Annotated in this window: 17 protein-coding genes, 1 tRNA gene and 1 pseudogene; 10 read left to right on the top strand and 9 right to left on the bottom strand. The window is 57.5% G+C overall.

Annotation, left to right across the window (positions count from 1 at the left end):
- The first annotated feature begins 4 nt into the window (after positions 1 to 4).
- The 4 genes from ASD46_RS19495 (at position 5) to ASD46_RS19480 (ending at position 4,116) form a co-directional block, all read left to right on the top strand.
- Positions 5 to 514: a peptidylprolyl isomerase gene (locus ASD46_RS19495; protein WP_003515547.1), complete on the top strand. Its 510-nt coding sequence runs from the start codon at positions 5 to 7 to the stop codon at positions 512 to 514.
- A 195-nt stretch (positions 515 to 709) separates the two neighbouring features.
- The gene (gene queA, locus ASD46_RS19490) at positions 710 to 1,792 is read left to right on the top strand and encodes a tRNA preQ1(34) S-adenosylmethionine ribosyltransferase-isomerase QueA (protein ID WP_025593609.1); all 1,083 of its coding nucleotides are present in this window, start codon (positions 710 to 712) and stop codon (positions 1,790 to 1,792) included.
- Positions 1,792 to 2,922 (top strand): tRNA guanosine(34) transglycosylase Tgt, encoded by a 1,131-nt coding sequence (gene tgt / locus ASD46_RS19485; protein WP_025593608.1) that lies wholly within the window; start codon positions 1,792 to 1,794, stop codon positions 2,920 to 2,922. The genes queA and tgt overlap by 1 nt, the downstream gene beginning before the upstream one ends.
- A 36-nt stretch (positions 2,923 to 2,958) precedes the next feature.
- Positions 2,959 to 4,116, top strand: a complete 1,158-nt coding sequence (locus ASD46_RS19480; RefSeq protein WP_025593606.1) for an aminodeoxychorismate synthase component I — start codon at positions 2,959 to 2,961, stop codon at positions 4,114 to 4,116.
- Positions 4,117 to 4,617: 501 nt separating this feature from the next.
- Here ASD46_RS19480 and ASD46_RS19475 read toward each other — a convergent pair.
- From ASD46_RS19475 to ASD46_RS19455, 5 genes and pseudogenes are all read right to left on the bottom strand, one after another.
- Positions 4,618 to 5,886 (bottom strand): annotated as a pseudogene (locus ASD46_RS19475) (type III PLP-dependent enzyme); the annotation flags it as partial.
- Entirely contained in the window at positions 5,870 to 7,402 is a 1,533-nt protein-coding gene (locus ASD46_RS19470; RefSeq protein WP_025593602.1) for an AMP-binding protein, read from the bottom strand. The gene ASD46_RS19470 and the pseudogene ASD46_RS19475, both read right to left, overlap by 17 nt.
- Positions 7,399 to 7,662, bottom strand: a complete 264-nt coding sequence (locus ASD46_RS19465; protein ID WP_025593601.1) for an acyl carrier protein — start codon at positions 7,660 to 7,662, stop codon at positions 7,399 to 7,401. Before ASD46_RS19465 ends, ASD46_RS19470 begins: the two co-directional genes overlap by 4 nt.
- A gap of 88 nt (positions 7,663 to 7,750) precedes the next feature.
- Positions 7,751 to 8,509 carry a hypothetical protein gene (locus ASD46_RS19460; protein WP_060642565.1) on the bottom strand — a complete coding sequence of 253 codons (759 nt, stop codon included), beginning with the start codon at positions 8,507 to 8,509 and terminating at the stop codon, positions 7,751 to 7,753.
- A 276-nt stretch (positions 8,510 to 8,785) separates the two neighbouring features.
- Positions 8,786 to 9,913 (bottom strand): S-(hydroxymethyl)glutathione dehydrogenase/class III alcohol dehydrogenase, encoded by a 1,128-nt coding sequence (locus ASD46_RS19455; RefSeq protein WP_025593598.1) that lies wholly within the window; start codon positions 9,911 to 9,913, stop codon positions 8,786 to 8,788.
- A 543-nt stretch (positions 9,914 to 10,456) separates the two neighbouring features.
- Between ASD46_RS19455 and ASD46_RS19445 the strand changes: the two genes are divergently transcribed.
- The 3 genes from ASD46_RS19445 to ASD46_RS19435 are packed head-to-tail and all read left to right on the top strand — an operon-like array spanning position 10,457 to position 12,829.
- Complete coding sequence (locus ASD46_RS19445) at positions 10,457 to 11,734, top strand: hypothetical protein (protein ID WP_029658768.1); 1,278 nt, start codon at positions 10,457 to 10,459, stop codon at positions 11,732 to 11,734.
- Complete coding sequence (locus ASD46_RS19440) at positions 11,721 to 12,254, top strand: TadE/TadG family type IV pilus assembly protein (protein WP_025593593.1); 534 nt, start codon at positions 11,721 to 11,723, stop codon at positions 12,252 to 12,254. Before ASD46_RS19445 ends, ASD46_RS19440 begins: the two co-directional genes overlap by 14 nt.
- Complete coding sequence (locus tag ASD46_RS19435) at positions 12,251 to 12,829, top strand: TadE/TadG family type IV pilus assembly protein (protein ID WP_035198320.1); 579 nt, start codon at positions 12,251 to 12,253, stop codon at positions 12,827 to 12,829. Before ASD46_RS19440 ends, ASD46_RS19435 begins: the two co-directional genes overlap by 4 nt.
- A gap of 43 nt (positions 12,830 to 12,872) precedes the next feature.
- On the opposite strand, the gene trmFO is transcribed toward ASD46_RS19435, so the two are convergent.
- The 3 genes from trmFO to ASD46_RS26645 form a co-directional block, all read right to left on the bottom strand.
- Entirely contained in the window at positions 12,873 to 14,330 is a 1,458-nt protein-coding gene (gene trmFO, locus ASD46_RS19430) for a methylenetetrahydrofolate--tRNA-(uracil(54)-C(5))-methyltransferase (FADH(2)-oxidizing) TrmFO (protein WP_025593591.1), read from the bottom strand.
- A gap of 296 nt (positions 14,331 to 14,626) precedes the next feature.
- Positions 14,627 to 14,770, bottom strand: coding sequence for a DUF1127 domain-containing protein (locus tag ASD46_RS19425; RefSeq protein ID WP_003515516.1), 144 nt, complete (start codon positions 14,768 to 14,770; stop codon positions 14,627 to 14,629).
- A gap of 476 nt (positions 14,771 to 15,246) precedes the next feature.
- Positions 15,247 to 15,393 (bottom strand): DUF1127 domain-containing protein, encoded by a 147-nt coding sequence (locus ASD46_RS26645; protein ID WP_003502992.1) that lies wholly within the window; start codon positions 15,391 to 15,393, stop codon positions 15,247 to 15,249.
- A 659-nt stretch (positions 15,394 to 16,052) separates the two neighbouring features.
- Here ASD46_RS26645 and ASD46_RS19420 point away from each other — a divergent pair.
- Both ASD46_RS19420 and tig read left to right on the top strand, forming a co-directional pair.
- A tRNA-Leu gene (locus tag ASD46_RS19420) sits at positions 16,053 to 16,135 on the top strand.
- Between the two features lie 240 nt (positions 16,136 to 16,375).
- The gene (gene tig / locus ASD46_RS19415; protein WP_003515514.1) at positions 16,376 to 17,854 is read left to right on the top strand and encodes a trigger factor; all 1,479 of its coding nucleotides are present in this window, start codon (positions 16,376 to 16,378) and stop codon (positions 17,852 to 17,854) included.
- A 139-nt stretch (positions 17,855 to 17,993) separates the two neighbouring features.
- On the opposite strand, the gene ASD46_RS19410 is transcribed toward tig, so the two are convergent.
- The gene (locus ASD46_RS19410; protein ID WP_082546220.1) at positions 17,994 to 18,983 is read right to left on the bottom strand and encodes a carbon-nitrogen hydrolase family protein; all 990 of its coding nucleotides are present in this window, start codon (positions 18,981 to 18,983) and stop codon (positions 17,994 to 17,996) included.
- Between the two features lie 299 nt (positions 18,984 to 19,282).
- On the opposite strand from ASD46_RS19410, the gene ASD46_RS19405 reads away from it, so the two are divergent.
- Complete coding sequence (locus ASD46_RS19405; protein WP_025593586.1) at positions 19,283 to 19,822, top strand: AAA family ATPase; 540 nt, start codon at positions 19,283 to 19,285, stop codon at positions 19,820 to 19,822.
- Positions 19,823 to 19,835: the final 13 nt, after the last annotated feature.

Here is a 19,835-nt window from a genome sequence, read left to right as displayed (position 1 = left end):
AATCATGGCCGAGATCAAGGATCCGGAAAACACCATCATCATGGAAACGACGACCGGCAAGGTCGTGATCCAGCTGCTTCCGGAAGTTGCTCCGGGCCACGTTGCCCGTATCAAGGAACTGGTATCGGAAGGCGCTTACGACGGCGTCGTGTTCCACCGCGTCATCGAGGACTTCATGGCCCAGACGGGCGATGTGAAGTTCGGCAAGAAGGGTTCGGAAAGCTTCAACCCGGCCCGCGCCGGCATGGGCGGCTCCGAGAAACCTGACCTCAAGGCTGAATTCTCGGCTATTTCGCACGTACGCGGCACCTGCTCTATGGCCCGTTCGCAGAGCCCGAACTCCGCAAACTCGCAGTTCTTCATCTGCTTCACCGATTCGCCTTGGCTGAACAAGCAGTACACCGTGTGGGGCCAGGTCATCGAAGGCATGGAAGCCATCGACAAGGTCAAGCGCGGCGAGCCTGTGAAGGACCCCGATTCGATCGTTTCGATGAAGCTTGCTTCGGCGGCCTGATAATAGCGTATAAAGTGTTTACCCGCTCCGCAGGAAACTGCGGGGCGTTTCACATTGATGATGGCGCCAACCTCTCAGACCTCATCCTCGCGACAAGCCCGAGGATGACTTTGAGTGTAGTCGGAAGCCTTGTCATCACCCACCACCCGCCCCATGCCATGCAGGGCGGGTTTTGATATTTCGAGAGCCCTTGCAATGCGCGTAGACCTGTTCGATTTCGATCTCCCCGAGGACAATATCGCACTTCGCCCGGCGAACCCGCGCGATAGTGCGCGTCTTCTCGTGGTCGATCCGAATGCGAACCACATGGAAGACCGCATCGTATCCGACCTGACTTCATTCCTGAAGCCCGGCGACGCGCTGGTATTCAACGACACCCGCGTCATTCCAGCCCAGCTTGAAGGCGTGCGGCTGCGCGAAGGTGCGCCTGAAACGGCAGTTTCAGCCACGCTGCACATGCGCGCCGACCAGTCGCGCTGGAAGGCTTTCGCGCGGCCGGGCAAGCGTATCAAGCAGGGTGACCGCATTCGTTTCGGTTATGAGCGCGACAATGCCTGCGGCCTTGCCCATCTGGAGGCCACCGTCGAGGAAAAGGGTGAGGAGGGCGAGATCACGCTGCTTTTTGACGTTTCCGGACCTGTTCTGGACGAGGCGATCGCCTCCGTCGGCCATATTCCTTTGCCGCCCTATATCGCCGCGAAGCGCCCGGAAGATGCGCAGGACCAGACCGATTACCAGACAATTTATGCCCGCGAGAAGGGCGCCGTTGCCGCACCCACTGCCGGCCTGCATTTCACGCCCGATCTGTTTGCGGCGCTGGACGAAGCCGGCATCGAGCGACATTTCGTGACACTACACGTTGGGGCAGGGACCTTCCTTCCAGTTAAGGCCGACGATACCGACGATCACAAGATGCATTTCGAGATCGGCCATGTTTCGCAGGAGACTGCGGCAAAGCTCAATGCCGTCAAGGCGCGCGGCGGGCGGATCGTTTCTGTCGGCACCACCTCGCTGCGGCTTATCGAAAGCGCCACTGATGAGAATGGCGTCATGCAGCCATGGTCGGGCGCGACGGGCATCTTCATCACGCCCGGATACCGTTTCCGCGCGGTCGATATTCTGATGACCAATTTCCACCTGCCGAAATCGACGCTGTTCATGCTCGTTTCGGCTTTTTGCGGTCTCGAGACGATGCGTGCCGCTTATGCGCATGCCATCGAAACCGGATACCGTTTTTATTCCTATGGCGATTCAAGCCTGTTGTTCCGGAAGAACTGATGCACGACAAATTCACCTTTACCCTGAAAGCCACGAGCGGCGGCGCCCGCCTTGGCGAAGTCGCCATGCCGCGCGGCGTCATCCGCACACCTGCCTTCATGCCTGTTGGCACTGTCGGTACTGTCAAGGCCATGTATCTCGACCAGGTGCGCGAGCTCGGGGCCGATATCATTCTCGGCAATACCTATCACCTGATGCTGCGGCCCGGCCCGGAGCGCGTGGCAAGGCTTGGCGGGTTGCATGAGCTTATCCGCTGGCCGCATCCGATCCTCACCGACAGCGGCGGTTTTCAAGTCATGTCGCTTTCCGGCCTGCGCAAGCTGGACGAGAAGGGTGTGACCTTCAAGAGCCATGTGGACGGTTCGCTGCACCATATGTCGCCGGAACGCTCGATCGAAATTCAGGGCATGCTTGATTCGGACATCCAGATGCAGCTCGATGAATGCATCGCGCTGCCGGCCGACCGCAAGGAAATCGAGCGCGCCATGGAAATGTCGCTGCGCTGGGCGGAGCGTTGCCGCGTCGCCTTCGGTGAACAGCCCGGCAAGGCCATGTTCGGCATTGTGCAGGGCGGCGACCAGCCGGATCTGCGCATTCGCTCCGCCGAAGGGCTGAAGCAGCTTGATCTCAAGGGTTACGCTGTCGGCGGCCTTGCCGTCGGCGAGCCGCAGGATGTGATGCTGGGCATGCTCGACATCACGCTGCCGGTGCTGCCCACCGAAAAGCCGCGTTACCTGATGGGCGTCGGTACGCCTGACGATATTCTGAAATCGGTGGCGCGCGGCATCGACATGTTCGACTGCGTGATGCCGACCCGTTCCGGTCGTCACGGGCTTGCCTTCACCCGTCGCGGCAGGGTCAATATCCGCAATGCCCGCCATGCGGAGGATATGCGGCCGCTCGATGAGCAGTCAAACTGCCCGGCCTCGCGTGATTACTCCCGCGCCTATCTGCATCATCTCACGCGCTCCAACGAGGCGCTGGGCGGCATGCTGCTCTCCTGGCACAATCTTGCCTATTATCAGGAGCTGATGCAGGGTATCCGCAAGTCGATCGAGGAAGGCCGTTTCGCTGATTTTTATGCGGAAACCATAGAGATGTGGGCGCGGGGCGACATAGACCCGATCTGATTTTTCCCGACCCTTTCTCCTGTTCGGACGCTTTCCTTGGCACATGCGCCTTACGTTCTTTTCCGGGATGACACGACCGGCACGGTGACAGCCTTCACCGAGCCGGAGGAGATCATCGTCGCGGATGAGCCAGAGGCGTTTTTCGCGGCGCTGAAACGCATGGAGCAGCTGCGCCGCGCCGGGAAATACCTTGCCGGCTATATGTCCTACGAGGCGGGTTTCCTGTTCGAGCCGAAACTTGCGGACTTTGCTGCCGAGCCTCGCAACGTGCCGTTCCTTCGCTTCGGCGTCTTTTCCGGCCCACAGCCGGATGAGGGGCGATTTGCGCGGCCCGAAAGTCTGCCGGATGCCGATGCGTTTCTGTCCGATCCCGCGCCCGTATGGAGCCTTGAAGACTATTGCCAGCGCTTCGAGCGGCTGCACGGGCATCTGCGTCGCGGCGACTGTTATCAGGGCAATCTGACGATGCCCGTTCATGCTCGCTGGAGCGGCGATCCGCTCACGGCTTTCTGGTCGCTGGTCGCGCGCCAGCCGGTCAAATATGGCGCGCTGGTCGATCTCGGTGGACCGGTGATCCTGTCGCGCTCACCGGAACTGTTTTTCTCGGTGGACGGGGAAGGTTTCATTGAAACCCACCCGATGAAGGGAACGACGCCGCGCGGTGCGAATGCGCAAGAGGACCGGGCGATCATCGCGGCGATGCTTGAGGATGAAAAGACGCTTGCCGAAAACCGCATGATCGTCGATCTCCTGCGCAACGATATTTCCCGCATCACCGAGGTCGGCAGCCTCCATGTGCCGCGACTGTTCGATATCGAGACCTATCCCACCGTGCACCAGATGGTCAGCCATGTGCGCGCGAAGCTTTTGCCTGATGTGACGGTGGAGGATATTTTCGCGGCGCTTTTTCCCTGCGGTTCGGTGACCGGCGCGCCGAAAATGTGGGCGATGAAGATCCTGCGCGAACTGGAACAGATGCCGCGCGACGCCTATTGCGGTGCTATCGGTTTCATGTCTCCAGCTGGTGAAATGCGTTTTTCGGTGGCGATCCGCACGCTGACCCTGTTCGATGGCGGCCGCGCGATCTTCAATGTTGGCGGCGGTATTGTGTTCGATTCCGATGCCGAGGCGGAATATGATGAGTGTCTGCTGAAATCCAAGTTTGCGGTTGGGGACAGGCTGTTACGGGGGTGATTATCCCGTGCGTTGCATCTCAGTTTACCGGTATTGCGAATCTGTAGGTCGGACATCCCGAAAGAACGATTTAATTTTATCCTGCACATTCCCGTCAGGCGTCGTTACTTCGTAGAAGCTACTGTCGATTGCCCGAATGGTCACCCATTCCTGATCCAAGGCTGGCGACAAGGCAGTAAACTGCCCCCATATCACTTGTTTTGCCTTCTTCGCGAGGTCGGCCAGAACGGCGCCTGAAATACGCGCATCTTTCTGGGCCAACAACTCGAGGTCATCTCGCGATTCACCCACCACCTCAAACCATTCATCGGCGGATTGCAGAGACTTGACCGTGGAAACGACCCAAGTTGCCGTTTGAGAGGCCGGTGCGAGGAGATGAAGGAGGTCGTAAAGATCGGCTGCAATTACGCCCTCGCGAATGTCATAAATTCTTAGTGTTTGATGGGGATTTTCGGATATGAGGGTAGCAATATTGTCTCCAGCCTTATCTCGAGCCGACGTGACAATGGCGATGTCACCATTTTCGATCAGCACTTCCTTCGCAGCCGGATGGCTGAGAAAACCCGAAGGGCTGGCGGTGGCGCCATAGGCGCCCGATTGCAGGATTGCCAGGAGATCACCAGCCTTCAGCTTCGGCAGGGCCGCATTGCGCGCCAGCGTGTCGAGCGGTGTGCAGAGCGGGCCGACGATGGTTGCCGTTTCCTCATAGTCTGCCTGCATCATGGCCGGTGCGACGATGGGGTAGTTACGCTTGACGATCTGGCCGAGATTGCCGGAGGCTGCCAGATGGTGATGCATGCCACCATCCGTCACCACGAAGGTGGTGCCGCGCGAGGTCTTTACCGAATTGACTTCCGCTACATAGATGCCGCCGGGACCGGCGAGGAAGCGGCCGGGTTCGACGATGATGTGAGCATTCGCAATCAGCGGATGCGCATGCATCAAGGCCTTGAGATCGGAAATGGCGGCACTGACCGCTGCAAGATCGAGCGGCGTCTCCCCGGCGAAATAGGGGATGCCGAGGCCGCCGCCGAGATCGATGGTTTCAAGGGGCCTGCCGAGCATTTCGGCCATGCGTGCGGCAAGCAAAATGGAGTGTCTCCATTGGGAGACAAGCATGTCGGCATCGAGGATTTGCGTGCCACCGTAAATATGGACACCGACGAGATTGATATGCCTGATGTCCCTGAACAGCGGCAGGACGTTTTCGAGTTCTTCCTCGTCGAAACCGAAGGCGGTGGCCTTGCCACCCATGCGCATGGCGCCTGCCTGCGCATCCGGCACCGGATTGATGCGGATCGAAGCCTTGACCGGTTTGCCGATCGCCTCGATGCGGGCAATTTCCTCGGCGCTCTCGATATGGATTTCGCCGATACCGCTCTCGATCACCTCAAGCAATTCAGCTTGGCGCTTGCCGGGACCGGCAAAGATGATCTTTTCCGGTGGCACACCTGCCTTGATGGCGGCGCGATATTCACCGACGGAGGCGATTTCTGCGCCAGCGCCTTCTTCACGGAAAAGCGAGATGATGGCGGGCAGGGGATTGGCTTTCACCGAATAGTAGATATCGGCAAAACCACTGAGCGCGGTTGCGAGATCGCGATAGGCGCGGCGCATGGCGCTGGCATCATAGAGGAAGCACGGCGTTCCGGTCTCAGCGACGATATCGCGCACGGCAAGGCCGCCGATGACAAGATCGTTTTCGTCGACTGCGAATTGCGCGGCGGCAAGGGCAGGGCCGTGGCTTTGGGGTTTATCCGTGGGCGCCATTGTCCGTCCGTTCGCGCACCAGCGCGCGGTAATCCACCTTGCCATTGGCCGTGACCGGAAGCCGGTCGACCAGTTCGATGGCGCGCGGAATCATGAAGGGGGCAAGCATTTCGGCAGCTTTTTTGAGAGCTGCCGAGGTATCGATATTCTCGTTGGCGGCGGTTGCCACGGCATGCACCTTCTCGCCTGCAAAGGGGTCCGGCAGGCCGATGACGGCGACCTGCTGGAAAAGGCCAGTCGACATCAGGCTTTCCTCCACCTCGGTCGGGCTGATGCGATAGCCTGACGATTTTATCATCGCATCGTTGCGGGCAACGAAACTGAAGAAGCCGTTCTCGTCTTCCACCGCCAAATCGCCGGAATAACACACGGTCTCGCCGCCGCGTTCGGCCGGAATGAAAGGGTGAGGGCGCAGCACCTTGGCGGTATCTTCCGGCCGGTTCCAGTAACCCAGCGACACGGTCGGGCCGCGATGGACGAGAATGCCGGGCTCACCCGGTTTTGCCCTCTGTCCCTCTGCGGTGACGATGAAGATTTCACATTCGGGGATAGCCTTGCCGATGGAAGTCGGGCGGCGGTCGATTTCATCAGGCGGCAGGAAGGTGGAGCGGAAGGCTTCGGTCAGGCCATACATCAGATAGATTTTGGTGTCCGGTAGCTTTTCGCGCAACGCCCTCACGGTTTCCTGCGGCACGCGTCCGCCGGAGTTGGTGATGTATCGCAACTGCGGCAGCGGCGTTTTCGCCAGCAACGGCGCGGCCCTCGTCAGGATAGCCCAAACGGTCGGCACGCCGGCAAGCCCGGTAATGGCATGGTCGCGCAAGTCCCTGACAATATCATCGCCGAGCCTGAAGGTGGAGATAACAGTGGTCGCACCCTGTTCAACCGCCGTCAGCAACTGGTTCAGGCCGTAATCGAAACTGAAGGGCAAAATGGAGAGAAGGCGGTCTTTTCCGGTGATCTCCAGATAGGTGCGCACGATTCGCGCGCCGGCCAGAAGATTACGGTGCGACAGCATCACGCCCTTGGGCGAGCCGGTGGAGCCGGATGTGTAGAGGATCGCTGCAAGGTCCTCGCCAATTGACGGCGAGACTTTGGCAGGCACGGGCGGGCGGCGGTCGATTTGTTCCGCCAGCAGTACAGTGACCTCGGGCAGGTCTTCCACAGCCGCGTTCAGCTCATCCATCATCGTAGCACTGCTGATGACGATTTTTGCGCCGCAATCCGCGACGATATGGCGGATTTGCTGCGCCTTCAAAAGCGCGTTGACCGGCACGAAGACGCAGGAAGCCATGCTCACGCCGAAGATCGACCAGCATTCCTCTATGCCGCGCGGCAGGAAGATGACGACACGGTCGCCGCGCTCCGTTCCGGCCTCCTGCAATGCCGCCGCACAACGTGCGGCCGCTTCGGAAAATTCGCGATAGCTCAGTGATTTTTCTTTGTAGACAAGCGCCTCATCGCCGCTTTCCGCCCGCGCGGTGAGCAGGTGGTGCAGCAGGATGTGGGTTGTCATCTGCGCCGTTCCTGCGTGACGAAGGCAATCAGATCGGCCGGCGTGCTGAGATTTTCCGGGGTGAAATGTTCATCGTTGAGAACGATGCCGAAACCTTCGCCGAGAAAGATCATCAGTTCGAGAAAACCGAGCGAATCGATCACGCCGCCTTCGAGCAATTGCGTATCTGCGAAAAACGGGGCATGAGCCGGGAAACGCTGCGAGAGGTAGGAATAGATGGTCTCGGAGACATCGACTTCCCTGGGTTTCGCTGAAAGCATGCTTATTCTCCGCTCGTTCGCGCAGTCGGGACTAGTCTCGGCCGAAGCGCATTTTCTTCTTTTCAGGCAAGGTTTAAGCGCGCGTCTTTTAAGAGCGTCCCAATACCCAGGGTGGCAATAACACCAATTCTGAATATGTTTCGTTAATAAACCGTGGGTTCCATGCTCCCTTTACTTGTATTGGCGAGGATTTGAGTATGGCAAATCCGCCGGCGTCTCGCTTCCCATCGGAAGCCGCCATGGTCAATGCAAGCCGGCCTTTGCCAAAAAGATGGCGGGCAATTGCCGAAATGTGCTTCTGGGCGACTTGCCTGTCCTCGCAATAGATGAGGCGGGCGGAGGGCAGCCTTTTGGTTATGGTTTTTAAAAACACTAGCGGATAATGGCTTCCGTCCGCCTCCATGACCGCCACGATGCAGCCGAAACGCGCATGATCTTCCAGCATGTCGCGCGTGGCGGCAGACAGCGTGCCCTGCGGCACTTCGGCAAGCGGGCGCAGCCGCGCCCTGGCCGGGCCGAATGCCTTTAAAGGCAGGGGATAGAAAAGCGTGCAATTCGTCACCGTTGTAAACCCCAGTCTCTCGTTCAGCCTGCAGGCTTCTGGAGACGGGGTGAGATCGGTGAAGATGTCTTCTTCGGAGGATGTCGCCATTTGCAGCATACGCGGTGCAAACCAGCGGCTGGAAGGTTCGACATACCAACTGGACAGGTTGACGACTGTCCTGCCGGTCTCGGCCAGGCGGCTTCGGATTGTCAGAAGAACGCCAACGGCATCGTCGCCCTTCATCAGCAATTGCCCGATGGGGCCGAGATCCTGCCGCTGATGATGGTCGCTTATAAGGGACACGCCAAGCGCCCAGAAAGCCTCGCTCTTTTCCGGAAAACCTTTCGCCAGAAGTGCAACGGCAGCGACGCGGTTTCCGTTGTCGATCGGTACGGTTCTCAGAGGTCGCTCCCGCTATCTGGCGTCGTTTCGGGCAGGGAGGGATTTTTCAACTCCACCGCGCAATATCGGCATACGACGATAGATTTACCGTCCCGTTAATCGGCACGGCTGTAAGCGGAAAGGTCGGTCAATTCATATGGCAGACGCGCGGTGCGCGCCTGCCATTTTGTCAGCCGATCAATAGACCACGACGCCGCGGATGCTCTCGCCCTTGTGCATCAGGTCAAAGCCCTTGTTGATGTCTTCGAGCGGCATCGTGTGGGTGATCATCGGATCGATCTGGATCTTGCCTTCCATGTACCAGTCGACGATCTTCGGCACGTCGGTGCGACCACGCGCGCCGCCGAAGGCCGTGCCCATCCAGTTGCGGCCGGTGACCAGCTGGAACGGACGCGTGGAGATTTCCTGGCCCGCACCCGCAACGCCGATGATGACAGACTTGCCCCAGCCGCGATGCGAGGCTTCCAGCGCCTGGCGCATGACCTTGGTATTGCCGGTGCAGTCGAACGTATAATCCGCACCGCCGATCAGGTCGCCATTGCGCTTCGTCATGTTGACGAGATAGGGCACGATGTCGTCGCCCACTTCCTTCGGGTTGACGAAGTGGGTCATGCCGAACTTCTCGCCCCAGGCCTTGCGGTCATTGTTGATATCGACACCGATGATCATGTCAGCGCCGGCAAGACGCAGGCCTTGCAGAACGTTGAGGCCAATGCCGCCGAGACCGAAGACGATTGCCGTCGAGCCGATCTCCACCTTGGCGGTGTTGATGACGGCGCCGATACCTGTCGTCACGCCACAGCCGATATAGCAGACCTTGTCGAAGGGAGCGTCAGGATTGATCTTGGCAAGAGCGATCTCAGGCAGGACGGTGAAGTTCGAGAAAGTCGAGCAGCCCATATAGTGGTGGATCTTGTCCTTGCCGATCGAGAAGCGCGAGGTGCCGTCAGGCATCACACCCTGGCCCTGGGTGGCGCGGATGGAGGTGCAGAGATTGGTCTTGCGCGATGTGCAGGAATAGCACTCGCGGCATTCCGGCGTGTAGAGCGGGATGACATGATCGCCCTTCTTGACCGAGGTGACGCCGGGACCGACATCAACGACGATGCCTGCACCCTCATGGCCAAGGATGGCCGGAAACAGACCTTCGGGATCGGCACCGGAGAGGGTGAAATCATCGGTGTGGCAGATACCTGTCGCCTTGACCTCGACCAGCACTTCGCCAGCGCGGGGACCTTCGAGTTGAACGGTCATGACCTCAAGCGGTTTCCCTGCCTGAATGGCAACTGCGGCGCGAACGTCCATATTCTATCTCCTGGCATGGTCTCGTGATTGGATAGGGCTGTTTTGCCCGAGCTTGGCGGCAGGGGCAAGGTACAAATCCGTCTTGCCGTATTCAAAAGACGGCAATGCCCGTTACACCTGTGAGGAATTTGCGCACCGTCGCGGGCCTGCCATCAGGGCAATGTTTCGCGTTGTCTTTATATGGTTTACTTCAGCTATTCTAAATTATGAATACGTGATTTAAGTGTATGTTTTTACATATATTTTTCGGAATAAAGGTGACCATTAATTTACAAATTTGGTGTTTATACCACACTATAGAATTTCGAATGGAGCATAACCCGCAGTCGGCGCTGTATTTCGGCGGCTGTTATTAGTTTTTGCATCTCTTGCTTGCAAGTGGCTCGGCTCATTTGCCGCGTGCCGCCATGATCGCGGTGCATCAGCCTTTGCTGAGTTTGTTTGCTGCCGCCCCAATATTCCCTCCGGCTGTGGCGTAGTGTCTGTCCGGATGCGTGGAGGGAAACTGGGCGATTTATTTTAAGGCGGGTGATAGCCAATTTCATGAAGCGGCATTTTCAAAAGTTGAATTTTAAGACAAAACTGGACGGTCTGGCGGAGATTTTCGGGGCGTTTTTGCACGACCGGAGAGCCAGTTTCGTCATTATGACGGCGTTGCTGTTGCCGGTTTTCCTGCTTTTTTTCGGGTTTCTTTTCGAAGGCGGCCGGGCGTTGGCCTATTATAGCCAGTCGAAGCGGGTGGTTGCACAGGCCTGTGAGCGTTCGACAAAACCGACGCGCACGAACGTACCCCTGGATGAGGTGCGCCGTAAAAACGTGCTCGACACGTTCGACGCACTGATCCGTTCCACCAAACAGGATGTGGTCAGTCGCGATGTTAAAATCGACTGGCTGACGACGGATATAGACGCAAAGTTCAGCTACAAAACCGTGTTCGCTGGCATGTTCGGGGCGGAAAAACTGGACTATCAGCTGTCGTACCGTTGTGGCGGTATACCGCCTTATCCACATGACGGTGAGGTCGTTGTCAACAACACCTTCGAAAAGACGCTGAACGGCACGGAACGTATGCTGAAAAACGGCAGAACCGCCAAAACACCCAACGGCTGCTGGGGTGTTTATACCTATGCTGAACTGGGATGGGATGGCGGTACGGGGCCGGGCATCGAGCTTCAGGACTGGAGCAATGCGGATTGCCGGAAGAACCATGGCTGGCAGGGCTACGGGGATCAGGAAAAGGAGAAGGAGACAAGCGCCGGGATGACATGCACCCCAAAGTCACAGGCTACTCTTCCCAAAGAAAACAACGATTCGAAAAACGGCAGCAAGGCGCAAACAGATGGCAAGGACGCCTTGAATTCCGAGCAGGAGCAGCAGTGTACTACAGAAGAGAAGAACAACACGCCCTCGATGCGCAACGGCCAAAATGAGCGAATACCGCCAACCCGCTACGCTGTCGAACTTGACAGTCACTGGGAAGGGCAAAAAAGACGCGACGCCAACAGCTCGATCTTCAAATATGTGGAAATGCATCCCGGCAAATACGAAATCTCGGTCTGGTACAACGGGCGAAACCAAAATTACGAAGGCTCGAACGACATCGATATTTCGCTGCAGGTGTTGCGGCCCCAAATGGGTGTAGAGAAAAAAATTATCCAGATGAGCCAGAAGGCGAATGAAATTCGATGGGAGCGCCGAAGCTACGAGGTCACTGTCGATACTTATTCGCTGTACAAGCTGTCGATCGCCGCCGCTGGAACGAGCGACAGTCTGGGTGGCATCATAACGGCATTCGAGGTCACTTATCTTGACTCGTTTTAAGATATCGCATCGTGACTTCCCCAGTCTCATCCGGTCGCTTGCCACGGATATCCGTGCGGCTACCGCCGTTGAGTTTGGTTTGCTTTTGCCGGTCTATCTCCTGCTGATCTTCGGTATCATCGAAGTTAGTCTCGTGCTTTTCTTCAGCCTCAATATGTCGACGGCGGCCACTGCCGGGACTGAATATCTGCGCAAGGCGGCGGCTGGCCGAACGTCCGTCACCGCGGCGGAGTTCAGGAAGGTTATTGCCTCGAATTTCCTGCTCGCGACAACTGAAGATGATCTGAAAATATCGCTCATTGCCATTGCTGATGCCAACCTTGCTACTACACCGGTGACATTTCCGGTCGAGAACAAATTCGAGGCGCCAAGCAAGGGCGCCGGGCAATATCTTCTGGCGCTGGGGTATGACTGGAAATTCATTCTTCCCACCACCCATCTGCTCGTTCCCAGTTCCGGGAGCAAGCCGCAATTGCAAAATCTCTCTCTGGCGATCACCGCAGTTCGGGTGACGGAATGATTAGTAAGAGATTGAAATATCTATCCATCTCGCTGATAAGTTCGCGCTCTGGCGTTGCCGCGGTGGAATTAGCGCTATTGATGCCTTTGCTCATTCTAGTACTGGCGATGGTGATCGAAATCGGGCGTGGCTGGATGAGCTATGACCGTTTCGTAACAGTTGTGGACAATACGGCCCGTTGGTCGGCCCGATTCCCGGAATTTGAGGAGCGCGTCAGGACGGGCGTCAAATCCTTTGTCATGGCTGCCGGGCGCCCGCTCGAATCTGAAAAGCTTGATCTGACGCTCAGAAGCGCCAAGCTTGTGGGTGGGGTCGCCGTGACCGAGTTCGCCCCATACAATTTTTTTGGCAACGCCGAAAACGTGAAGTGGGACAAGATATTGACGCAAGGAAACTTCAAGACCGAAGAAGCGGTAATCGTAATTTCGGGGCGTTACAAATACCGCCCGCTCATTTCGTTGCTGGGCAATACGGATATCGAGTTCGAATACGTGACGGCGGTAAACCCGTATTTCTCCCGACACTACAAATATCAGAAGGGAAAGTCGGACTGGCTTTTCTGGAATGTTCGCTGACGGCATTGGTCAGGGTCTTCACCCTAGCCAATCCCGTGGCGTTTCAGCGATAATGATCGGTGACGGTTTCTAGGATGACCTCGCCCCCGTTCAACCACGTTGCACAATCCCTCAACGCCCGCGCTGCAACGAGCTGGCGTTTCATGATTGTCTTGTCCTTGCCGCGAAAACGTTTCACGCCTTCCGGCTTGACGATGGAGCCTGGCTCTAGTTCTGGGAAGAGGCCGAAATTGATGTTCATCGGCTGGAAGGAACGTTTGCCCGGCTCATCATTCGAGGAAAGATGCCCGCCGGTGATGTGGTTGAGAAGTGAGCCGAGGGCTGTCGTTGCGGGCGGCAGGCTCGGGGTCTCGCCTTTCCGTTCGGCGGCAGCGAAGCGTCCGGCCAGAAGTCCGACGGAGGCGCTTTCCACATACCCTTCGCAGCCGGTGATCTGGCCTGCAAAACGCAGGTCAGGCCGGGATTTCAGCTTCAGCGATGGATCGAGCAGGATGGGGGAATCGATATAGGTGTTGCGGTGCAGGCCGCCCAAACGGGCGAATTCCGCATTTTCTAGACCCGGGATCATGCGGAATACATCCGCCTGCGCGCCGTATTTCAGTTTGGTCTGGAAACCCACCATGTTGTAAAGCGTGCCGAGCGCATTGTCCTGGCGAAGCTGGACCACGGCATAGGCCTTGACGGTGGGGTTGTGGGCGTTGGTCAGGCCCATCGGTTTCATAGGGCCGTGGCGCAGCGTCTGGCGGCCGCGTTCAGCCATGATCTCGATTGGCAGGCAGCCGTCGAAATAGGGTGTGCCTTCCCATTCCTTGAAACCCACCGTGTCGCCGGCGATCAGCGCGTCGATGAAGGCGTTGTACTGCTCCTCGTTCATCGGGCAGTTGATGTAGTCCTTGCCTGTGCCGCCGGGGCCAACCTTGTCGTAACGCGACTGGTACCAGCAGATATCCATGTTGATGCTGTCGCGGTGCACGATGGGGGCAATGGCGTCAAAGAATGCCAGGGCATCCTCACCCGTCTCGGCCTGAACCGCCGCCGCCAGATCCGGCGAGGTGAGCGGGCCGGTGGCGATGATGCTGCTGCCCCATTCCTTCGGCGGCAGGCCGGAAACCTCTTCGCGCAGGATCGTCACCAGTGGGTGACTTTCGAGCCGGTCTGTTACGGCCTGAGAAAATCCGTCGCGATCGACGGCAAGCGCGCCGCCGGCAGGCACCTGATGCCTGTCGGCGCAGGCCATGATCAACGAGCCGGCAAGCCGCATTTCCGCATGGATGACGCCCACTGCATTGGCGGTCGCATCGTCGGAGCGGAAGGAGTTGGAACAGACCAGTTCCGCCAGCGTATCGCCCTTGTGCGCTTCCGTGCCGCGCACGCCGCGCATTTCGTGCAGGATGACTGGAACGCCGCTTTCAGCGATCTGCCAGGCGGCTTCCGAACCGGCCAGTCCGCCGCCCACGACGTGAATGGGAGAATAGGTCTTGTCTTGCATGCTGGCGCCCATAGGCCGCGTGGGGGCAAAAGCTCCCCTCCGGCGGCTGTCTTTCGAGTGATTGTTCCGCGCGGGTCCCGAAGGACGCGTTTTTCAGGGCGATGCACTACCATGCATGGCTGCGACAGCCAAATGTTTTTGCGGGTGGGACGATTTGGGCGGAGGGAATGTGGTCTCTATGCTTGTAAGCCAAAAATCTCCGGCGAATACCGCCAGAATCAAAAACGGCGCCAGAGGCGCCGCTTTCTTTTACCTGTCGCTCAATCGTCGCGCCCTGGAGGTCGGGCAGCGGGACGATCTTTTACGCCTTAGCGGAACGAACGGGAAGCTACGTTACGGATGTCGTAACGTGTCAGGCCGATGTCGCTCAGGGCCTGGTTGGACAGGCTGCCAAGTTCGTTGATCGTGCGACGGTAGGAGATCCAGTTCTTTGCAATGCGGATAGGGTTCATGATCGTTTCCTCAATCTTTCTTTGATTTCGTCGGCCGGCTCAGTGTTTCTGTGCTCTCGGCTGTTGAGGTTTTATATATAGACATTGAGCCATGTTGTGCAGTGCAGAATTTAGGCGACTGCCATGCATTTGTGCACTATGTCGGCTAAATTTGCGGCTTTGACTACCGTATGAGCAAAATATGAGCGGAAATGCCTGTCTTTCGGGCGGTTTTGAAGGGGTTTGCGGCCATTGGCGGTGATAGACCGGCTTTTTGCTCCCCTCAGCGGTGCTTGAAGGGCGTTCGGGCTCTCCAGACATGCCGGATGCAGCCGCCTAATCGATGCATTTTTCATCTGTTTGTCACGCGCACATGCCGGTGGGGCGGCGCGGCTCGATCCCGAGAGGGTGCCAGAACGAAAAAAAGGCCGGAGGCGGGAGCCTCTGGCCTTTTGGGAGGGTCGTCTCGCATCCGCCGCTTCAAGCGGCGAAGCGTATTAGATGCCGACGGCGGTGCGTGCGACGCGACGGATGTCCTGACGGCCAATGCCGAGGTCATTCAGTTCGCGGTCGGTCATGCGGCCGAGTTCGGTTACGGTCTGACGATACTTGCGCCAGTTGGTGAGCGAGCGTGTAATGTTCATTGTCATCTTCCTCTTCGTGCTGTCCAGCGTTTCCGGCCCGTCTTGGGAGGATTAGGCTCGGGGCTGAACTCGATCTCTGTATGACCATGAATATAATCGGTTTAATAAAAACAAAAACAGACAAAGCAAGATGCCACCTATGCATGGAACGCAAAGCAAGCCGGTAAATGACCCCAATTGCGGCGGATACTGCATAATTTGTGACCAATTTGTGTGCTTTTAGTGAACTTGGCGGCATCTGTCGCTGCCAAGCCGTGCGGTCCGGCTGAATACCAGGGGTCGGGCAGGGCAGAGGCAAGGATGGGGATGCAAAGGTCGTTCGTATAAGGGATTCGGCTGGAGGCGCGCATTCTCGTAAAATGACGGGCGGCATGTCCTATATATAATGTCCTGTAGCCGCATAAATGTTGCGCGTTTTTCCTGTCGGAACATGTGAAGCCGGACGGGAAAGAGTGAGAAGGCGTGCGCAGCTTTGCGACCCCTCGTGTCATCGTCTGCGGGCGCGCCGTTCTCTTTCGTGCGGGCACGAAACGGCAAGAACGTACCGGCCGGCTTTTGCGGCTGGGGCGGGGACCCAAGAAAAGTCCGGGCGAAACGGGACGCGGCGATAAGGCGTGCTTGACCCTTCCAGAACATTGTGACATACCGCCGCCCAACGTGCGGGTATGGCGGAATTGGTAGACGCATTGGTTTTAGGTACCAACGCTTCGGCGTGGGAGTTCGAGTCTCTCTACCCGCACCACAAGTAAAGCATGGCTGTGCCACGCTTGTGCCAGAGTGCATCCTTAGTGATGCAGGGAGCTTCGGGGTTCATCATCCCCTTCGCGCCCTTGTCTCCTGCGCGAGCGCAATTTTGTCCGGCAGGCGCTTGTGTGAAGAAATAATGGAAGCCACGGCCGGGGAACGACGTTTCCGGCGCAGTGCTCGAAAGTAAACCAACGGCTGTCTGAGCACCGCCGCCATGATGTGAAGGTTTGAGAAAATGCAGGTTATCGAAACGCTGGCTGAAGGCCTGAAGCGCGAACTCAAGGTCGTTATCCCGGCTGCCGACATGAAGGCCCGTCTGGACGAGCGCCTGGTTGACGCCAAGGACAAGGTTCGCATCAACGGTTTCCGTCCCGGCAAGGTGCCGATGGGCCATCTGAAGAAGATGTATGGCAAGTCCATCATGGCCGACCTCGTCAACGAGCTGGTTCGTGAAAAGCCTTCCGAAATCCTTTCCAGCCGCGGTGAGAAGTCTGCAACGCAGCCGGCCATCTCCATGACCGAAGACGAGCAGGAAGCCGAAAAGATCCTTTCGGCTGAAACCGATTTCGAATTCACCGTTGCCTACGAAATCATTCCGGCCATCGAACTGAAGGCCAATGACGGCATCAAGGTTACCCGCGAAGTTGTTGAAGTCTCCGAAGACGAAATCAACGAGCAGATCCTCAAGATCGCTGAGAGCGCCCGTACCTTTGAAGCCAAGAAGGGCAAAGCCGCCGAAGGCGACCGCGTCACCATGAACTATCTCGGCAAGGTTGACGGCGAAGCCTTCGATGGCGGCGCTGCTGAAGACGCTGAACTGGTTCTCGGTTCTGGCCGCTTCATCCCCGGCTTCGAAGACCAGCTCGTTGGCGTCAAGGCCGGCGACGAAAAGACCATCACCGTGACTTTCCCGGCTGACTACCCGGCTGCGAACCTCGCAGGCAAGGAAGCCAACTTCGACATCACCGTCAAGGAAGTTGCTGCTGCCGCTGCTGTTGAAATCAACGACGAACTGGCGGAAAAGCTCGGTCTCGAATCGGCTGAAAAGCTGAAGGAAATCGTTCGCGGCCAGATCGAAAGCCAGTACGGCAACGTAACCCGCCAGAAGGTCAAGCGTCAGATTCTCGACCAGCTCGACGAAATGTACAAGTTCGACACGCCGGCTGGCCTCGTCGATGCCGAATTCGACAACATCTGGCGCCAGATCAACACCGATCTTGCCCAGTCCGGCAAGACCTTCGCTGACGAAGACACCACGGAAGAAGAAGCCCGCGAAGAATATCGTAAGCTCGCTGAACGCCGCGTTCGTCTCGGCCTCGTTCTCTCCGAAATCGGCGAAAAGGCCGGCGTCGAAGTGACCGAAGAAGAAATGCAGCGCGCGCTGTTCCAGCAGCTGCAGCAGTTCCCCGGCCAGCAGAAGGAAATCCTCGATTTCTTCCGCAACACCCCCGGCGCTTCCGCTTCGCTGCGCGCTCCGATCTTCGAAGAAAAGGTCATAGACAAGCTGCTCACGGAAATCTCGGTAACGGACAAGACCGTTTCCAAGGAAGAGCTTCTGGCTGACGACGGCGAAGAAGCAACGGAAACCAAGAAGAAGGCGCCTGCCAAGAAAAAGGCTGCTGCCAAAGCTGACGACGCCGCTGAAGGCGAAGAAGCCGCTCCGAAGAAGAAGGCTCCGGCCAAGAAGAAGGCCACTGAGGCCGACGCCGAATAATCTTGGCTGGCGAAAGCTGAATGAATGGAAGGGCCGTGGCGAAAGCTGCGGCCTTTTTTGTTTCGTCTGGGCGATGCGGTCCATCCGCCTTGCGCGGTGGCCAGCGGGCCCAAATCGCGCCGCTGACCGATCTCGCCTGTTAAAATTGCTCCCGGCTATCGCTTCTGGGATCATTATTCACCTGATGAGGCGCATATAGATCGCTGCGGGCTTTTCGCCGCCATGGTCGTGCGGGATTTTCACGATCGATAGCAATGTCTGCTATTGCGATAGCCGGTAAACCGTTCATCGGGCATTGCGCCACCCAACGGCCATCCGGTGCGGCGATTCCCGAGGGAGCAGCTGTACTCTGAGCCGCCAGGGTGGAATAGCTGGCCCAATAGGTGTTGCTCACCGCATGCCCCAATATTTCGGCTGCAAAAGCCGGGGCATTGGACGGGCCATCACCTGCGGTGGAAAACAGCACGCAATCGACGTTCAGCTTCTCGTATTCCATGAATATTTCTGGGTAGTGCGCCTCCATGCCGAGCGCGCAACCAAAACGGAAGCCATCGATTTCAAACGTCACCCGTACAGTTCCCGGCGAGTACATGAACGAGATTTTGGTGTTCGACAGCAGGCGCTCATCGTAGCGAGTTATAAGCTTCCCGCGATCGGAGATGACGTACAGGCTGTTATACGGTCGATGTGGCGGAGTAAGCTGATGGACGGACCCGAGAATCGTCCAAAGCTTCAGCCTTCGCGCCAGTTTTCTGCTCGCTTCCAGTTCTCTGCGCAGAGTTTCCCATTCAAAGCGCGTCCAGTCGGAAGGCCCGATTTCTCTCGGCCCAGTTTCGGACATGATGCGTTTATTGGGCCAGCACGTTGCCCCTTCCGGAAAATGGATGAGACGGGCGCCGGCCTTATGGGCATCGCACATGAGGCGACGCATTTCTTGCCCGGCTGCTTTCAGTGCCGAAACCATACGAGGGTCGTCGACCAGCGAAGTTTGCGCGACAGCCATTCGTAAAGAAGGGCTAACTGGCATGTCGGGCGTTCGGCGGATATGCTTGAGCGCCGCCGTATAGGACTCGCCGGTTTTCGCTGCACGAGCTCTTACACGGCGTTTGAAATTATTATTTTGCGTCATGATCAGGCCTTTCACGTCCCGGACGCGATTCCCCAGCAACCCGCCCGAAACGATCGGACCAAGACAGTAGCCTGAGACAACGACAGTCCCTTTGCCTCCGTTCAAGACCATGCTGGGGAAGGTCTGGGAGGTTAGGCTCAGGCTTCGCCTTTTTGTCACTATCAGTGGGAAAACGTTGAGTCGTCAAGCGACCGCAATTTCGCATTACATGAAGCGGAGAATTCGACACTCCGACATCTTCACGTCTTTCTCGACTATTATCTTCAGAAGGCATGACAGGACGTTGGGCAGTCGCGGCGATGGGCAGAAGAAATTATTTGATCGAGGGTGTCTCCGGGGCTGGTAAAACCTCGGTTGCAACGGAACTTCAGCAACGCGGCTTTCATGTGATTCACGGCGACCGTGAACTGGCTTACAAAGGCGACCCCGAAACGGGCGAACCCATGGATGTCGCGCTGTTTCAGGGCGACGACACAAAAATCGCCTTCCGTCACCGACATCATATCTGGAATGTCGAAAAAGTTCGGCAGCTTGTGGCTGATCAAGAGCACGCCGTCACCTTCTTCTGTGGCGGATCGAGAAATTTTCGACGCTTTATAGATCTGTTCGACGAGGTCTTCATTCTGGATATCGATGCAGCGACCTTACAAAGACGGCTGGCTGCCAGGCCCGAGGATGAGTTCGGTGGCAATCTGGCCGAAAGACAATTTGTCCTGCAACTCCACGCAACGAAAGAAGACCTTCCAGTCGGTGCATCTGCCATTGATTCATCGAGGTCTTTGGGAGTGGTAGTGGATGATATTCTGGCGCGTTGCGTCGTTCCGAAGGCAGGAAATTAACACGCTGCGCTTC

This window comes from Rhizobium sp. Root491 (assembly GCF_001427205.1).
Lineage (GTDB): Bacteria > Pseudomonadota > Alphaproteobacteria > Rhizobiales > Rhizobiaceae > Agrobacterium > Agrobacterium tumefaciens.
Note: the sequence above shows the minus strand (reverse complement) of the source record. Positions and strands in the feature narration are given on the sequence as shown.